General features: G+C 69.2%; 17 protein-coding genes and 1 riboswitch. Of the genes, 9 read left to right on the forward strand and 8 right to left on the reverse strand.

Annotated elements, in window-relative coordinates; genetic code table 11:
• Positions 1 to 35 precede the first annotated feature (35 nt).
• A complete protein-coding gene (locus tag ABT304_RS14795) occupies positions 36 to 1,337 on the reverse strand; it encodes an MFS transporter (RefSeq protein ID WP_350716154.1) in 1,302 nt (433 codons plus the stop codon).
• 67 nt (positions 1,338 to 1,404) lie between these two features.
• Here ABT304_RS14795 and ABT304_RS14800 point away from each other — a divergent pair, with 67 nt between their 5' ends.
• The 3 genes from ABT304_RS14800 to ABT304_RS14810 all read left to right on the forward strand — a co-directional run bounded on the left by ABT304_RS14800 (position 1,405) and on the right by ABT304_RS14810 (position 4,003).
• Entirely contained in the window at positions 1,405 to 1,989 is a 585-nt protein-coding gene (locus ABT304_RS14800) for an ArsR/SmtB family transcription factor (protein WP_350716156.1), read from the forward strand.
• A 113-nt stretch (positions 1,990 to 2,102) separates the two neighbouring features.
• Positions 2,103 to 3,011, forward strand: a complete 909-nt coding sequence (locus ABT304_RS14805; protein WP_350716158.1) for an HpcH/HpaI aldolase/citrate lyase family protein — start codon at positions 2,103 to 2,105, stop codon at positions 3,009 to 3,011.
• 71 nt (positions 3,012 to 3,082) lie between these two features.
• Positions 3,083 to 4,003 (forward strand): methylenetetrahydrofolate reductase, encoded by a 921-nt coding sequence (locus ABT304_RS14810; protein ID WP_350716160.1) that lies wholly within the window; start codon positions 3,083 to 3,085, stop codon positions 4,001 to 4,003.
• 20 nt (positions 4,004 to 4,023) lie between these two features.
• Here the strand turns inward: ABT304_RS14810 and kynA are convergent, their stop codons facing one another.
• The 7 genes from kynA to ku form a co-directional block, all read right to left on the reverse strand.
• A complete protein-coding gene (kynA, locus tag ABT304_RS14815; RefSeq protein ID WP_350716162.1) occupies positions 4,024 to 4,824 on the reverse strand; it encodes a tryptophan 2,3-dioxygenase in 801 nt (266 codons plus the stop codon).
• Positions 4,821 to 6,077 (reverse strand): kynureninase, encoded by a 1,257-nt coding sequence (gene kynU / locus ABT304_RS14820; RefSeq protein ID WP_350716164.1) that lies wholly within the window; start codon positions 6,075 to 6,077, stop codon positions 4,821 to 4,823. The genes kynA and kynU overlap by 4 nt, the downstream gene beginning before the upstream one ends.
• A complete protein-coding gene (gene kynB, locus ABT304_RS14825) occupies positions 6,074 to 6,706 on the reverse strand; it encodes an arylformamidase (RefSeq protein WP_350716166.1) in 633 nt (210 codons plus the stop codon). The genes kynU and kynB overlap by 4 nt, the downstream gene beginning before the upstream one ends.
• Positions 6,707 to 6,912: 206 nt before the next feature.
• Positions 6,913 to 7,728, reverse strand: coding sequence for an alpha/beta fold hydrolase (locus ABT304_RS14830; protein ID WP_350716168.1), 816 nt, complete (start codon positions 7,726 to 7,728; stop codon positions 6,913 to 6,915).
• Positions 7,729 to 7,736: 8 nt separating this feature from the next.
• Positions 7,737 to 9,056: an RNA polymerase sigma factor gene (locus ABT304_RS14835; protein ID WP_350716169.1), complete on the reverse strand. Its 1,320-nt coding sequence runs from the start codon at positions 9,054 to 9,056 to the stop codon at positions 7,737 to 7,739.
• Positions 9,053 to 9,412: a YciI family protein gene (locus ABT304_RS14840; protein ID WP_160024737.1), complete on the reverse strand. Its 360-nt coding sequence runs from the start codon at positions 9,410 to 9,412 to the stop codon at positions 9,053 to 9,055. The genes ABT304_RS14835 and ABT304_RS14840 overlap by 4 nt, the downstream gene beginning before the upstream one ends.
• A 110-nt stretch (positions 9,413 to 9,522) precedes the next feature.
• Positions 9,523 to 10,377, reverse strand: a complete 855-nt coding sequence (gene ku, locus ABT304_RS14845) for a non-homologous end joining protein Ku (RefSeq protein ID WP_350716171.1) — start codon at positions 10,375 to 10,377, stop codon at positions 9,523 to 9,525.
• Positions 10,378 to 10,487: 110 nt separating this feature from the next.
• Between ku and ABT304_RS14850 the strand changes: the two genes are divergently transcribed.
• The 6 genes from ABT304_RS14850 to ABT304_RS14875 all read left to right on the forward strand — a co-directional run bounded on the left by ABT304_RS14850 (position 10,488) and on the right by ABT304_RS14875 (position 16,243).
• Positions 10,488 to 11,456 (forward strand): ATP-dependent DNA ligase, encoded by a 969-nt coding sequence (locus ABT304_RS14850; protein ID WP_350716173.1) that lies wholly within the window; start codon positions 10,488 to 10,490, stop codon positions 11,454 to 11,456.
• Entirely contained in the window at positions 11,456 to 12,373 is a 918-nt protein-coding gene (ligD, locus tag ABT304_RS14855) for a non-homologous end-joining DNA ligase (RefSeq protein WP_350716174.1), read from the forward strand. Before ABT304_RS14850 ends, ligD begins: the two co-directional genes overlap by 1 nt.
• Before the next feature lie 14 nt (positions 12,374 to 12,387).
• A complete protein-coding gene (locus ABT304_RS14860; protein WP_176884042.1) occupies positions 12,388 to 13,068 on the forward strand; it encodes a response regulator transcription factor in 681 nt (226 codons plus the stop codon).
• A gap of 227 nt (positions 13,069 to 13,295) precedes the next feature.
• Positions 13,296 to 13,458: riboswitch (cyclic di-AMP (ydaO/yuaA leader) on the forward strand.
• Positions 13,459 to 13,460: 2 nt separating this feature from the next.
• Positions 13,461 to 14,264, forward strand: a complete 804-nt coding sequence (locus tag ABT304_RS14865) for a C40 family peptidase (protein ID WP_350716176.1) — start codon at positions 13,461 to 13,463, stop codon at positions 14,262 to 14,264.
• 154 nt (positions 14,265 to 14,418) lie between these two features.
• A complete protein-coding gene (prfB, locus tag ABT304_RS14870) occupies positions 14,419 to 15,537 on the forward strand; it encodes a peptide chain release factor 2 (protein WP_350716178.1) in 1,119 nt (372 codons plus the stop codon).
• A gap of 4 nt (positions 15,538 to 15,541) precedes the next feature.
• A complete protein-coding gene (locus tag ABT304_RS14875; RefSeq protein ID WP_350716180.1) occupies positions 15,542 to 16,243 on the forward strand; it encodes an alpha/beta fold hydrolase in 702 nt (233 codons plus the stop codon).
• Positions 16,244 to 16,373: the final 130 nt, after the last annotated feature.

Genomic DNA, 16,373 nt, shown 5'->3' on the forward strand with positions numbered 1-16,373 from the left:
GGAGCAAAACGTTGCGTTGGGGGACTTTGAGAAGGTTAGCCTTGCGGAACCGGATTTTTACGCTCTGAAGTGCGTGTGTGGCTGAGGTTGTCGTCGTTCGAGGGCAGGGTCTGCCAGTCCGCGGGGCGCGGGATCGACCTCACCGAACGGGCGAGCGTGGGGATGAGAGCGGCGAGAGCGACCAGCGCCGTGACCGCGAGGACCGCGGTGGTGCCGTCGGTGCCGGCGAGCAGTGCCCCGGCCAGCGCGGGCGCCAGCGGGATCGAGAGCATGGAGACGAACTGGGCCGCGGACTGCACGCGTCCGACCAGCTCCGGTGGGGTGATCGCCATCCGGTACGCCGAGACGCCGGCGTTGCCGGCGGGGTTGAGGAAGAGACCGACGGAGACCGCCAGGGCCATCACCGCCGGGTGGGTCCAGAACGCCAGCGGGATCGAGAGCGGCACGAAGCTCCAGGCGACCAGGGCGGTGAGTCTGCCCGTCGGGATCCTGTCGATGAGCCAGGGAGCGACCAGCGCGCCGAGGATCCCGCACGCTCCGATCGCCGCCTCGGCCAGCCCGATCTGCCAGGCCGGGAACCCAGCCTCGATCAGTCGCAGCAGGGCCATGAAGAAGAGCGCGTTGACGGCGAGGTTGGCGGCGGGCCCGAAGAAGAGCAGCGTACGTAGAAATGGCTGCTGCCAGCTGTGGCGCAGCCCCGCGACCAGGTCGGCCGAGGCCTTCTCATGAGGCGCACGGGCGAGGGCCGGCGGGGCCGAGAGGTCGGCTCGGACGCGTCCGAGGAGCAGCCAGCCGGCGGCGTACGCGATGGCGTTTCCGGCGAACGGCGCCCAGCGGGTGACGCCGAGCAGCACGCCGCCGAGCGGCCCGCCGAGCAGTCCGGCGATGTGCTGGCGTGCCTGCTGCTGGGAGAGGGCCGTCGGGAGGTCGTCGGCCGCGACGACCGATCTGATCGCTGAGTTCTCGGCTGGGAGGAAGAGCCCGTTGAGCGCTCCGGTGAGGAGGGCAACGAGGAGCAGATGAGGGAGGGTGAGCGAGCCGAGGATCCCGGCGACCGCGAGCGAGGCGTAGAGGACGGTGCCCGAGCCGTGGGCGAACCGCATGATCCGCAGCCGATGGCGGCGGTCGGCGATCACCCCGGCGGGCAGCAGCATGCCCACCATCCCGATGAGGTGGATCGCCTCCGCGGACGCGGCCCAGAAGGCGGATCCGGTCATCGCGTAGGCGACCAGGGGCATCGCGAAGAGGCTCACCCGGGTGCCGAGCTCGGCGACGGTGGCACCGATCCAGAGGGCGGTGAAGTCGTGGTTGCGGGCGAGCTCGCGGTAGGAGGGCATACCCGCACCATAGAGTGCGCAAGATATGTTGCGCAATATGTGTTGCGGAATTCTGTAGACTGCGGCCATGGCTACGTACGACGACCCGCGGATCCTGCGCGCGATCGCCCACCCGACCCGCAACCGGGTGCTGCACGAGCTCTCCGCAGCGGGATCCCTCCGTGCCGCGGATGTCGCGCAGCGCACCGGCATCCCGGCCAACCAGGCCAGCTTCCACCTCCGACAGCTGGCGAAGTACGGCCTGGTGGAGGTCGACCCCGACGCCGGTCGGGACAAGCGAGACCGTGTCTGGCGGCTCACCGACGACGACATCACCATCAGCCCGAGAGAGATGGTCCAGCAGCCGGGAGGCGAGGCGGCGTACACGGTGTTCCAGCGCAGCTCCGTCGCCTGGGGCCACCACCTGGTCGACGAGGCCTTCAAGGTCTCTCCGGAGGACGATCCCGCGAAGCGTTACGTGTCGGAGTCCTCCCTGCGGCTGACCAGCGACGAGGCGCTCCAGCTGCAGCAGGAGCTGAACCAGATCGTCGCGCGCTACCGCGACACCGGCCGCCAGCCGTCCGGCGAGGAACGGGACCTCTACTCGGTCTACCAGATCGTCCAGCCGATGCCGGACCTGGCCGGTGAGCCCGATCCGGAGGCGGCGACGTGAGTCATGTCTCAACGCGCGCCTCAGGCCTGCTCCTACTCGCGAGTCACCGAGAAGTTGGTTTACCGTCCGAAGTCGCGGCCATTCCAGGACGCCAGTAGGGAGATAGACGAACGATGAGCACGAGCCAGATCGCCGAGAAGCGCGAGGTCCGCGAAGCCAACCGAGTCGAGGGCCACAACGCCCGGTCCTGGCTCCTGGTCTCCGCGATGCGTACGGAGATTTTCGATGACGCCCAGCTGAGCCGAGCCGACCAGATCATCCTCGACATGGAGGACGCGATCGACACCTCCCTCAAGTCGCAGGCGCGCGAGAACGTGACCAGCTGGCTCAAGGGTGGCGGCCGTGCCTGGGTACGCATCAACGACTGGACCACCGAGGACTGGAGCGAGGACCTCGCGGCGCTGGCCGGGATCGAGACGCTCGCCGGGGTGATGCTGGCGAAGACCGAATCGCCGGACCAGGTGACCGACACGTTCCAGCGGCTCGGCGGCTCGACCCCGGTGATCCCGCTGCTCGAGTCGGCGCTGGGGATCGAGGACGCCGCGACGATCGCTCGCGCCCGCGGCGCCTATCGGCTCGCGTTCGGCTCGGGTGACTACCGCCGCGACACCGGTGCGGAGAACGACCCGCTCGCGATGGCCTACCCGCGGACCAAGCTCGTTCTCGCTTCGCGGATCGGCAACCTCCCGGGCCCGATCGACGGCCCGACCGTCGGCAGCAGCCACCCGCTGCTCCGTGAGCAGGGCGCCGACGGCGTCGCGATGGGTATGACCGGCAAGCTCTGCCTCGATCTCGAGCAGCCCGCGGTGATCAACGAGTCGTTCAGCCCGTCCCCGTCGGACGTGACCTGGGCCTACGAGTTCCTCCACAAGTTCGAGGAGGGTGGCCGCGTGATCCGCGACGGCAGCGACAAGCCTCGTCTGGCCCGCGCCGAGACGATCAAGCGCCGCGCCGAGCTGTTCAAGATCAAGCCGGACACCGAGGCCTACGACGCCCCCACCTCGGGGCCGAGCGTCTACTGATCGACGCCGACTCGGCGCTCTGGGGTGGGACAGACGCGCCGGGTCGGCACGGCTCGGCTAGCGTTGATGTCGTGGATCTGCAGCAGCGCATCAATGACCGGGCCGGTGAGATTCTCCTGTTCGCCGTCACCCCGCCGAGGGTGACGACGGCACCCGAGAGGGTGCAGCAGATCGCGGAGGTCACGCTCGAGCGGATCCGGCCCCTCGATGTCGACGGGCTGATCCTCTACGACATCGACGACGAGTCCGACCGCAACCCCGAGGAGCGGCCGTTCCCGTTCGTACGCACCCTCGATCCCGCCGAGTTCCTCGAGCGCAACCTCGCCGGTCTCGACGTGCCGGCCGTCGTCTACCGGGCCACCGGGAAGTACGACGAGCCGACGCTGCGCGACTGGGTCAAGACCCAGGACCCGGCCAAGGCGCTGTCGGTCTTCGTCGGCGCCTCCTCGGGTGAGAAGCGGGTCGCCACCAGCCTGCGCCGTGCCCAGCAGATCCGGAACGAGGCCAACCCCGACCTGCTCCTGGGCGCCGTCGCGATCCCTGAGCGGCACACGGCCAAGGGCGACGAGCACCTTCGCCTGATCGCCAAGCAGGAGGCGGGCTGCTCCTACTTCGTCACCCAGGTCGTCTACGACGTCAACGCCGCCAAGAACCTCGTCTCCGACTACCGCTACGAGTGCGAGACCCGTGGCCTGCAGCCGGTGCCGATCGTGTTCACCTTCTCCGTCTGCGGCTCGATGAAGACCCTCGAGTTCCTCCGCTGGCTCGGCGTCGACGTCCCGCGCTGGATCGAGAACGAGCTGCGCCACGCCACCGACACCCTCGACGCCTCGCTCGAGCAGGCCGAGGCGACGGCGATCGAGCTGATGTCCTTCTGCCGCCAGCTCGGCGTGCCGTTCGGCATCAACATCGAGTCCGTCTCGATCCGCAAGGTCGAGATCGAGGCCTCCGTACGTCTGGCCGAACGGCTCCGCGGCAAGCTCGCACGCTGAGGTCGGTCGGCGCGGAGCGTCTACAGCCCCGTACGCATCGCCCACAGCTCGGGGAACAGGATGATGTCGAGCTGCTTGCGCAGATAGGAGACCCCCGAGGTCCCGCCGGTGCCGACCTTGAACCCGATGATCCGCTCGACGGTGGTCACGTGCCGGAACCGCCAGACCCGGAAGGCGGTCTCCAGGTCGGTGAGCTCCTCGCCGAGCTCGTAGAGGTCCCAGTGCTTCTCCGGGTCGCGGTAGACCTCGCCCCAGGCCGCCTCGACGGCGTCGGAGGCGGCGTACTCCTGCTTCCAGTCCCGGTCGAGATGGTCGGCGGGGATGTCGAAGCCGCGCCGGGCCAGCAGGCGGAGCGACTCGTCGTAGAGCGACGGACGTCCGTACGCGGCCAGCACATCCTGCTCGTGCGGCCGCCCCTCGTGCACACGGAGCGTGTAGGCGGCCTTGTTGCCGAGCGCGAACTCGATGCAGCGGTACTGCCACGACTGGAAGCCCGAGCCGGTGGCCAGGTAGGGGCGGAACTTGTCGTACTCGGTCGGGGTCAGCGTCGAGAGGACGTCCCAGGCGTGCACGAGCTGCTCCATGATCCGGGAGACCCGGGCCAGCCCCTTGAACGCCGGGCGCACCGCATCCTCGGCGAGGAGGCGCTGAGCCTCGGTCAGCTCGTGCAGCGCGAGCTTCATCCACAGCTCCATCGCCTGGTGCTGCACGATGAAGAGCATCTCGTTGTGGTCGCCCGAGAGCGGGTGCTGCGCGCCGAGCACCTCCGGCAGGTGGAGGTAGTCGGAGTAGTCCATCGGAAGGTCCTGCGTGCTGCTCATGTGACTGCTCCTCGGGTCCAGAAGCGCTCGTCGCGCCATTCGTCGTTGTCCATCACCGAGACCAGGTGGTCGACGGCGTCCCAGACGTCGACGTAGCGGGTGTAGAGCGGGGTGACGCCGAAACGGAGGATGTCCGGCGTGCCTGCTCGGAAGTCGCCGACCACACCGCGCTCGATGAGCGCCTGCACGATCGCGTACGCAGCGTCGTCGGCGACGCTCAGCGACAGCTGGCTGCCCCGCTGGCTGTCGTCCAACGGGGACTCGATGGCGAACCCGGGAAGCCGGGACGCGACGAGGTGGGCGAAGAGCCGGGTCAGCGCGAGCGACTTCTCCCGGATCGCCTCGAGACCGCCGTACGCCTCGGCGGCCAGCAGCGTGTCGACGCCGCACTCCAGGGCGGAGATGCCGATGACGGCGGGGGTGCCGGACAGGTAGCGAGAGACACCCTCCGCGGGCCGGTAGCCCGGCGACATCTCGAACGGCGCCGCATGACCCATCCAGCCCGACAGCGGCTGCTCGAAGCGGTCGACGTGGCGCGGGTTGACCCACAGGAACGCCGGCGAGCCGGGGCCGCCGTTGAGGAACTTGTAGCCGCAGCCGATCGCGAAGTCGGCGTCGGCGCCGCGAAGGTCGACCGGTACCGCGCCGGCCGAGTGGCACAGGTCCCAGACGGCGAGCACACCGTGCTCGTGGGCGGCTGCCGTCACCGAGGCCATCGAGTGCAGGTAGCCGGTGCGGTAGTTGACCTCGGTCAGCATCAGCACCGCGGTGCGGTCGAGCAGCCCCTCGATCTCGTCGGGGGAGTCGACCAGCACCAGCTCGTAGCCGCGCTCGCGGCACAGCGAGGAGGCGATGTAGAGGTCGGTGGGGAAGTTGCTCCGCTCGCTGACCACGACCCGGCGCTCAGGTGAGTCGACGGACGCGATCGAGAGCGCCGAGGCGAGCACCTTGTAGACGTTGAGCGAGGTCGAGTCGGCGACCACGACCTCGCCCTGACCGGCGCCGACGAGCCGGGCGATCTTGTCGCCGACGCGTTGGGGGAGGGTGATCCAGGACGCGGTGTTCCAGGACTCGATCAGCCCCTGGCCCCACTCCTGGGTGACCACCTCGGCCACCCGGCCGGCGGTGGCGCGGGGAAGCGCGCCGAGCGAGTTGCCGTCGAGGTAGATCGTCTTCTCGGGCAGGTCGAAGAGGTCCCGCAGCGGAGCCAGCGGGTCGGCCTGGTCCAGTGCGACAGCATCGTCGCGGTTCATTCGGCAGTCTCCTTGATCGGCCTGAGCACGGCCCGCACGGGCGCGGCGTCGGCGGTGGTGAGCTTGAGGGGGAGCGCGATCAGCTCGTAGTCGCCCGCGGGAACCTCGTCGAGCAGCAGGTTCTCCAGGATGCGTACGTCATGACGGTGGGTCGCGAAGTGGGCCGGAAGATCCTTGGAGGAGGACGGGTCCAGGCTGGCCGCGTCGGTGCCGACAAGCTGCACGCCGTGGGCGGCCAGGAGGTCGATCAGGGCCGGGTCGATCGCGCAGAAGTCGTCGTCCCAGGTCGTCGGCTGGGTCGCGTACGTCCGGAACAGCACGCGCGGCGGCAGATCCGTGACGTCGATGTCGTCGACGGTGACCAGCGGCCGCACCCTCGAGACGTCGACCACGCGGCACGGACCGAGGAACGGCTCCAGCGGCATCTCGCCGGCGGGCGTGCCACCATCGGTGAAGTGCAGCGGCGCGTCCGCGTGCGCGCCGACATGCGCCGACACCGAGATCTCTGCGACGTTGACCGGGCAGCCGGGGCCGATCCGAAACGTCCAGCCGACCTCGGTCGCGTGGTCACCGGGGAAGACCGGCGAGCCGACGTGAACGGGTGGTGAGATGTCCCACAGTTGCGCCATGTTCCGCAGCCTAGACGACCCGATTTTCCGTCGACTCGGCGCGTCGTGACAGGTCATCCCGTCGAGTCGGCGCATGATGACCGATCATCCCGCCGAGTCGGCGCGTCATGACGAGCCGAGACGACCGGAGCGAGGTCGAGCGGCGAGCTTGCTCGTCCGCTCGCGCCGAGCGAGGGAGTAACCGCGCGAAGCGCGGACTCGGCGCTTCAGGCGGAGAAGAACTCCGTCGCCACCGGAGCCAACGCCGACGCCTTGACCATGTGGTCCTGCCCGTCGAGCACGGCGAAGCGGCCCTCGGGGACGGCCTTGGCGATGGCCTGCTGGGCGTTGGTCATGTAGGTCGGGCTCTTGCTGCCCGCCATCGACAGCACGGGTACCGACACGTTCTTGAAGTAGCCGCCCGGCAGGGGAAGACCCTGCTGGAACGGCACGCACATGCCCAGGTCGTAGACCAGCGTGTGGGCGACCGGGGTGAGCTTCTTGAAGGCCGGGGTGAGACGCATGATCTTGACCGCGACCAGCGGCATGCCGACCACGCGCATGAACAGCTCGATCGCGGCGGCCCGCTTGCCCTTCTCCACCAGCTTCTCGACCTGCTGCGCCAGGTCGGCGTCGTTGGGACGGTGGGTGTCGTCGAGGATGAGGGGCGCCTCGTAGGCGACGATCTTGTCGATCGGCAGCCCGGCCCGCGCGGCCTCCAGGGCGAGGAACGCACCCGAGCTCAGGCCCAGCAGATGGGCGTGCCCGCCGGCCGCCTCGATCACCGCCCCCAGGTCGGCGACCTCCTGCTCGACCGCTTCCATGGTGCCGGCGGCAGCAGGTTTGGCGATGTTGCTGTCGCCGCGGCCGCGACGGTCGTAGCGGTAGACCGTGAACCGGTCCGAGAACGCGTCGGCCAGCTCCTTCGACGGCCCGAAGCCGCGGTAGCACATGGCTCCGTCGACCAGGACGAGCGCCGGGCCGGTGCCGACGACGTCGTAGGCGATCGTGGTGCCGTCGGCGGATGTGGTGGTCGTGGTCATCGTTCTGCTCACTTCTCTCGCGGTGGTCGAGCCCCAGGAGACCCGGTTGATACTGACGCGTCGGACGAGACCTCGTCGCTTCGACACGCGGCCGCCCGCTTCTCGAGAAGCTCCTGTTCGCCGGCGTTGGTGGTCAACGAGGCCGCCTCGTCGAACGCCGCCGCGGCCTCGCGGTGTCGTCCGGCTCGGTGCAGCAGGTCACCACGTACGCCGGCGGGCAGATGCGACCCGGGAAGCGCTCCCTCGGGGAGTGCCGCCAAGATGGCCAGCCCGGCGTCGGGACCGAAGGCGCGACCGTGCGCCACCGCCCGGTTGACCTCGATGACGGCGCCCGGGACGCCGGTCGCGAGCATGTCGTAGAGGCGTGCGATCTCGGCCCAGTCGGTGTCCTCGGCCCGCCGGGCGCGGCCGTGGCACGCGGCGATCATCGCCTGCACCAGATAGCTCCCGCCGGGCGTGCCGGAGGAGGCCAGCGCCGTCGCCCGGTCGACCGCGGCCAGGCCACGGCGCAGCAGCAGCTGGTCCCAGCGGGTCCGGTCCTGGTCCTCGAGCAGCACCGGGTGACCCTCGGCGTCTGCCCGGGCCGCGAGTCGTGACCCCTGGATCTCCAGCAGCCCCTGCAGCGCCTGCGCGTCGGGATCGCCCGGGGCGTGCGCGGCCAGCATGCGGGCCAGCCGCATCCCCTCCAGACACAGCTCGGGGCGAGTCCATGACGGCCCCGACGTGGCCGCGTAGCCCTCGTTGAAGACCAGGTAGATCGTCTGCATCACGTCGCGCAGCCGCGCCGTCCGCTCCTCGCCGGTGGGCAGCTCGAACGAGGCCTCGACCTCGGCCAGGGTGCGCTTCGCCCGCGAGATCCGCTGGCCGACCGCAGACTCCTTGGCGAAGTAGGCCCGGGCGATCTCGGCGGTCGTCAGACCGCCCACGAGCCGCAGCGTCAGCACCGTGCGGGAGTCGGGCGCCAGCGCCGGATGGCAGGAGAGGAACATCAGCCGCAGCACATCGTCCTCGATGTGGTCGACCGCGGCAGCCAGGTCAGGCATCTCACCCTCCTCCAGTTCATGGCCCAGCAGGGCGACCTTGCGGCGCAGCACCTCGTCACGGCGGAACCCGTCGATCGCGCGCCGCTTCGCGATCGACATCAGCCACGCGCCGGGGTTGCGAGGGATGCCCTCGTGCGGCCACTGCTCCAGCGCCGCGACAAGGGCATCCTGGGCGAGGTCCTCGGCCAGGTCGAGGTCGTGCGTCATCCGCGCCAGACCGGCGAGGAGACGTACGGACTCGTTGCGCCAGACCGCGACGATCGCGTCCTCGGTGGGCGAGCTCATTCAGCCGGGGTCGGCGGACCGAACAGCGGCCGCATCTCCACGGCCACGTCCTGCCCCGGCCACAGCTCCTCGTGGAGCTGGATCATCCGGCGTCCGAGCTCGATCGCCTCGTCGGGCGAGCGGACCTCGAAGAGCGAGAACCCGCCGGCGACCTCCTTGGCCTCCGCGAAGGGCCCGTCGATGTGGGTCACCTCCCCAGCGGTCAGCCGGATCTCCACCGCGGGACCGAGCCCGTCGGCGTCGAGCAGAATGCCGTCGGCGTACTGCTGCTTGATCTCGGCCTCCACCGCCTCGATCAGCGCGGCCGGGGGCGGACCGGCGTCGGGGGCCATCTTCACGAACATCATGTAGCGCATCTGCGTCTCCTTGCGTGTCGGCGTCGCGTCCGTTGCGCGTCGTCGCCTACGCGTCGAGAAGAGCCTGCCGCTTTCGACACGCCCGCACCAGAGATTTCGGTACGTGTCGCCTACGACGCCTTTGATGCCTTCGACTTCTTTGTCGTCTTCTTCTCCTCGGCCTCCTCGGGGACCTCCTCGCCGCGCGACTTCTTGGCCGCGGCGACCGAGCGCTGCAGGGCGGCGAGCAGGTCGACGACCTCGCCGGAGGTCTTGGTGGAGGTGGGGGTCCGCTCGACCTCGCCGCCCTCGATCTTGGCCTTCACCATTTCCTCGACGGCGCTGGCGTAGTCGTCGGAGAACTCCTCGGGATGGAAGTCGCCCGCGAGGGTCTCGACGAGCATGTTGGCCATCTTGATCTCGGAGTCCTTGATCTCGCCGGCCTCGACCTTGAAGTCGGGCACCCGGATCTCGTCGGGCCACATCATCGTCTGCAGCACGATCACGTCGCCGTTGTCGGTCGGCCGCACCCGGAGCGCCGCGACCGTGGTGCGCTGCCGCAGGGCGACGGTCACCAGCGCGACCCGGTCGGCCTCGAGCAGGGCCTGGCGCAGCAGCGCGTAGGGCTTGACCCCGGTGTTCTCCGGCTCCAGGTAGTAGCTCTTCTCGAAGAGCATCGGGTCGATCTGGTCGCTCGGCACGAACTTCTCCACCGCGATCTCACGCGAGGAGGTGGTCGGCAGGTTGGCGAAGTCGTCGTCGGTGAGCACGACCATCTCGCCGTCCTCGGTCTCATAGCCCTTCGCGATCTCGGAGTAGGGCACTTCCTCGCCGTCGATCGAACAGATCCGCTGATAGCGGATCCGGCCACCGTCGGACTGGTGTACCTGACGGAAGGAGACGTCGTGGGACTCCGTCGCCGAATAGAGCTTCACGGGCACGCTGACCAGCCCGAACGACACCGCGCCCTTCCAGATCGCACGCATGGTGACTCCCTCCGTAACGGCAACGTCTTGCCCAGTATCTGCCGTATTCCGTTTTCGCGGTACCCCTTAACCCCACGCGTCACACGGCCTCCTGGAGGCAAGATGGAGGCATGCGGCCCATGCTCGCCACGCCCGGCGCCCACGTTCCTCCGGGGGAGGAGTGGGTCCATGAGGTCAAGTGGGACGGCATCAGGCTGGTCGGAGAGTCCGAGCAGGGACGTACGCAGACCCGCCTCGCGACGCGCAACGGCAACGACGCCACCCCCGCCTGGCCCGAGATCGCGACCGGGCCGACGCGCGACATCGTCGTCGACGGTGAGGTGATCGCGCTCAACGACGCCGGGCTGCCCGACTTCCGGGTGCTGATGGACCGGATGCACAACCGCGACGTCCGCCGGGCGGCGCGGTTCGCGGAGAAGATCCCCGCGACGTACATGGTCTTCGATCTGCTCCGTCTCGACGGGCGGCTGCTCATCGAGGAGCCCTGGGCGGAGCGTCGCAAGATCCTCGAGGCCCTCGACGCCGCCGGCGAGCTGGGCTCCTGGCAGGTGCCGGCGACCTACGACGATGGCCAGATGCTCCATGAGGTCACGAAGCAGCAGGGGCTGGAGGGGATCGTGTCGAAGCGGCGCGGCAGTCGCTACCGGCCGGGGGAGCGGAGCAAGGACTGGATCAAGCTGGCCCACCGCTACCGGGCCTCGCTGGTGGTCGGCGGCTGGCGACCCGAGGTGGGCACCGAGGGCGGCACCGAACGACTCGGCGCCCTGCTCGTCGGGCAGCCGACGCCCGAGGGCCTGATCTACCGTGGGCGGGTCGGCAGCGGCATCACCGGCAAGCGGGCCCAGCGGCTCGGGGAGCTGCTGCGCGAGACCAGCCGGAGCCCCTTCGCCGGACCCGACGTCGACCCGGACGGGGGAGTGCCGTCGCTGGACGCTCGGGGCACCCACTGGGTCGAGCCGCTCCTGGTCGTCGAGGTGGAGACCCACGGCACTGCCGTCGCTGCGGCGAGCTACAAGGGCCGGCTGCGACAGCCGAGCTTCATCGGCATCCGCGAGGACATCGAGCCGGAGGATCTGTGATGGTCGAACGAGAAGAGGTACGCGTCGAGGTCGACGGCCGGGTTCTGACCCTGACCAGCCTCAGCAAGGTGCTCTATCCACGCACGGGCATGACGAAGGGCGAGGTGCTCAACTACTACGCCCAGGTCGCGCCGGCGCTCCTGCCGCAGCTCCAGGACCGTGCCGTGACGAGGATCCGCTGGCCGCACGGTGTCGGCGACATGTCGTTCTTCGAGAAGAACGCACCCGCCGGCACGCCCAGCTGGGTCCGTACGGTCATCGTTCCGACAACGGGATCCCGAACTGCCGACCACAGGGAGGGAACACTCACCTTTCCGATCCTCGACAGCCTCGCCGCGCTCACCTGGGCCGCGAACCTCTCCGCGCTGGAGCTGCACGTCCACCAGTGGACGGTCGGCAGCGATGGCACCCCGGCAGGCGCGAACCGGATCGTGATCGACCTCGACCCCGGTGAGCCGGCCGGCCTGCAGGAGTGCTGTGAGGTGGCGCTGCTGGTGCGCGAGGCGCTGGCCGCCCGTGACCTCGCCGCGACGCCGGTGCTCAGCGGGAGCAAGGGCGTGCACCTGTACGCCGCCCTGCCGGAGCCCGTCGAGCCGGACGTCGCCACGGCGCTGGCCAAGGAGATCGCCGAGGACCTCCAGAAGGCCCACCCGAGCAAGGTGACCGCGACGATGACCAAGAGCCGCAGGTCAGGCAAGGTTTTCCTGGACTGGTCGCAGAACTCGGGATCGAAGACGACGATCTGTCCCTACTCGCTGCGGGGCAAGACGATCCCCACGGTCGCGGCCCCGGTGACCTGGGACGAGGTCGCCGAAGGGGCCGAGGATCCGCTCGGTATCGACCAGCTCGGACCTAACAATGTGATCACGCGCTTATCTGAAAGGGGGGATCTCTTCACAAGCCCTACGGGGCTGTAACTATTGTTCTCTTCATGTCGAACTCCGTGCTTGTCGTAGAAGACCAAGAGGACATCGCTGCTCCCCTGGTGCGCACGCTCCAGCGTGAGGGCTATGACGTCACCTGGGTCGACTCCGGCAAGAAGGCGCTGGAGCTGCTGGCACCTCCGTACGACGCCGAGCTGGTGCTGCTCGACCTGGGCCTCCCGGACATGGACGGGCTCGAGGTCTGCAAGGCCGCTCGCGACAACGGCTACGAGGGCGGGATCATGATCCTCACCGCCCGTGACGCCGAGATCGACCTGGTCGTCGGGCTCGACGCCGGCGCCGACGACTACCTGGCCAAGCCGTTCGCGCTGGCCGTCCTCCAGGCGCGAGTCCGCGCCCTCCTGCGCCGCTCGGGCCCGGTCGAGCCCGGCGCCGACGACGACGCCCTGCGCATCGACGTGGCTGCCCACCGGGTCTACGCCGGCGAGCGCGAGGTGACCCTGACCGGCAAGGAGTTCGCGCTCCTGGCCGTCCTGGCCGCCTCCCGCGACAAGGTCGTCTCCCGCGACCGGCTGATGGCCGAGGTCTGGGACGAGAACTGGTACGGCTCGACCAAGACGCTCGACGTCACCGTCGGACGCCTGCGCCAGAAGCTCGAGGCGGCCGGTGTGCAGGAGAAGGTCGTCGCCGTGCGTGGCGTCGGTTTCCGTCTCGAAGCAGCGGAGTAAACGCAAGCTCGACACGGTGTCATACGCGTGTTCAGTGCGTGAGATGTTTCACAAACGACGGCAAAGTCACGCGTGAACACGCCGATTGTGCTTCAGATTCGGCCATTCGGGATTGGATCCGTTCCAGATCGCATGTCACCTTGGATGAGCCGTGCAGAACGCACGACCGGCCCCGGTACACGCCGAATCCTGTCCCTCCGGACGCCGGCCCCTACTACTGAACCCCCTTTACCCTCACACTCAGCAGTACGTATGGGACAGGAGCGGGGGACCCAAGTTCCACGCGACTAACTCGGACGGTCGCTTGGGGTGAAGCCATCGCGACGATGGCCGGGCAACCTTCTAGCCCGAACCCGACAGCTCACCTCGCAGGCGTGGGAAGGAACTCACGCATGTCCAAGTCCGTATCTCATCCTGCCCATCGAGGCGCGCCCCGCCCGTTCCGGTCGCCGAACGTCTCGATCGCCCGGACGATCGCAGGATCCCTCAGTGGCCACGGCAAGCTCCTCGGCCGCATCACCCTCGCCAGCGGTATCGCCGCCGGTGCCCTGGTGGCAGTCCCCGCCGCCAACGCCGCGCCGGCCTCCCACGAGACCACCTCCGTCGAGCCGGCCAAGGTGGTGGAGGCTCCGACCCTGGAGGCCTCGGCCACGCCCACGGCGATGCTCACCGACATCAAGCAGCTCGAGAGGGCTGTCGAGGTGCAGGAGCGCAAGGCCGAGGCAGCCCGCAAGGCCGCCGAGGCGAAGCGCAAGGCAGCGATCGCCGCCAAGAAGGCCGCGGAGGCGAAGAAGAAGGCCGAGGCTGAGGCCAAGGCCTTCGCCGCGAGCCAGGAGGGCAAGATCGAGCGGGCGATCAGCGTCGCCTCGGAGCAGATCGGCGACCCGTACGTCTGGGGTGCCACCGGTCCGAGCTCGTTCGACTGCTCCGGCCTGACGCAGTACGCCTTCAGTGCCGCCGGCATCGAGCTCCCCCGGGTCTCGCGCGACCAGGCGGCTGCGCTGCCGACGATCCCGAACGACCAGATCCAGCGCGGCGACCTGATGTTCTGGGGTAGCCCGGTCTACCACGTGGGCATCTTCCTGCGCTGGGAGAATGGTCAGGCGATCATGCTGCACGCCCCCAAGCCGGGCGCATCTGTTCGTGAAGAGGCTGCCTGGGACGGCTGGTTCGCCGGCTCGACCCACCAGGCCTGAGGCTTCTCGGGACCCATATATCCCCCTGGCGCTCGCCCTCCGGTTCCCCGTACCGGAGGGCGAGCGCATATTTTCCGGAGCGGAGCCCGAGGAGGTTGGCGCAGTGGGGTCGGCGAATCGGGCGGCGAACCACCGGTCAAGTAACCTGTAAGACGTGGCAGGCCCCGAATTCGACACCGAGATCAAGCAGCTCCAGGCAACGATGCAGACCATCGGCCAGGTGCTGGACCTGGACGCGATGCGCAAGGAGATCGCCGACCTCGGCGAGCAGGTCGCCGCGCCCGACCTCTGGGACGATCAGGACAACGCCACCCGCGTCACCGGACGTCTCTCCCTGCTGCAGGGCGAGCTCAACAAGTTCACCGAGCTCCGCACCCGCATCGAGGACCTCGGCCTGATGGTCGAGATGGCCCAGGAGGAGGGCGACGCCGACTCGCTCGCCGAGTCCGAGGCCGAGCTGGGCCGGGTGAAGAAGGCTGTCGAGAGCCTGGAGATCCGCACCCTGCTCTCGGGGGAGTACGACTCCCGCGAGGCCCTGGTGACGATCCGCTCCGGCGCCGGTGGTGTCGACGCCGCCGACTTCGCCGAGATGCTGATGCGGATGTACGTCCGCTGGGCCGAGCGCAACAAGTACCCGGTCGAGGTCTTCGACACCTCCTACGCCGAGGAGGCCGGGCTGAAGTCCGCCACCTTCGCGATTCACGCCCCCTACGCCTACGGCACCCTCTCCGTCGAGGCCGGCACCCACCGTCTGGTGCGGATCAGCCCCTTCGACAACCAGGGCCGTCGCCAGACCTCCTTCGCCGCGGTCGAGGTCGTGCCCGTGCTGGAGCAGACCGACGAGATCGAGATCGACGAGAACGACATCAAGGTCGACGTCTACCGCTCCTCGGGCCCCGGTGGCCAGTCGGTCAACACCACCGACTCGGCGGTCCGGCTGACCCACATCCCGACCGGCACCGTGGTCTCCTGCCAGAACGAGAAGTCGCAGCTGCAGAACAAGGCCGCCGCGATGATCGTCCTCAAGGCCAAGCTGCTCGCGCTGAAGAAGGCCGAGGAGGAGGCGCAGCTCAAGGAGCTCAAGGGCGACGTCGCCGCCTCGTGGGGCGACCAGATGCGCAACTACGTCCTCAACCCCTACCAGATCGTCAAGGACCTGCGTACGACCTACGAGGTCGGCAACCCGCAGGCGGTCTTCGACGGCGACATCGACGGGTTCCTCGAGGCCGGCATCCGGTGGCGCCGCGGTGCCGAGAAGGCCGAACAGAACTGACCTGATGGTTGCGCTGACGCGCACCAGGCTTCCACTCCCAGGCCGAGGCGCGGCGTACGTCTTTGACGCCTACGGCCCTGAGGACGGGGTGCCGATGGTGCTGTTGCACGAGCTCGGTGGCAGTGCGAAGCGGTGGCAGGGTGTGGTGCCGCCGTTCGCGGATGCCCACCGGGTGCACGCCTTCGACATGCGTGGGCACGGGGACTCGGACTGGGCCTCGGAGTACTCCCACCGGCTCATCGCCGACGACGTCATCGCGGCGATGGACGCGCTCGGGATCTCGGGCGCCGTGGTCGTCGGGCACTCGACCGGCGGCAACGTCGCCCTCCTGGTCGCGATGCACCGGCCCGACCTGGTCTCCCGGCTGATCATCGAGGACGTGGTGCCACCCGCGCCGCGCCCGCGCAGGTCGCCCGGGCGCCCGGCACGGCCGATGCCCCACGACTGGGAGTGCATCGCGTCCCTGCTGGTCGAGGCGACGATGTACGACGCGTGGATGTGGGAGCAGCTCGAGCTGTTGCCCATGCCGACCCTGATCGTGGCCGGTGGCGGCAACAGCCACATCCCGCAGTCGGACCTGGAGAAGGTCGCCCAGCGGATCCCGCAGGCCGACCTCGTCCACTTCGACGTCGGTCACTTCGTGCACCGCAACCAGCCGGGCGAGTTCGCCGACACCGTCCTGGCCTGGCTCGCGTCGCGGTCCTGAATCCGACGCGTCCCGCGTCGCGGGTGGGATCCCCATCCCTAAGGACCCCACCCGCTCTCGCCAGCCGGCTCTGCTCTGACTCAGTGCCCGCGGCGGCGCGCGCCGCCCGGTGAAGTGCCTACCCGGCCCG

The organism is Nocardioides sp. NPDC000445, from assembly GCF_040300245.1.
Taxonomy (GTDB): Bacteria; Actinomycetota; Actinomycetes; order Propionibacteriales; family Nocardioidaceae; genus Nocardioides.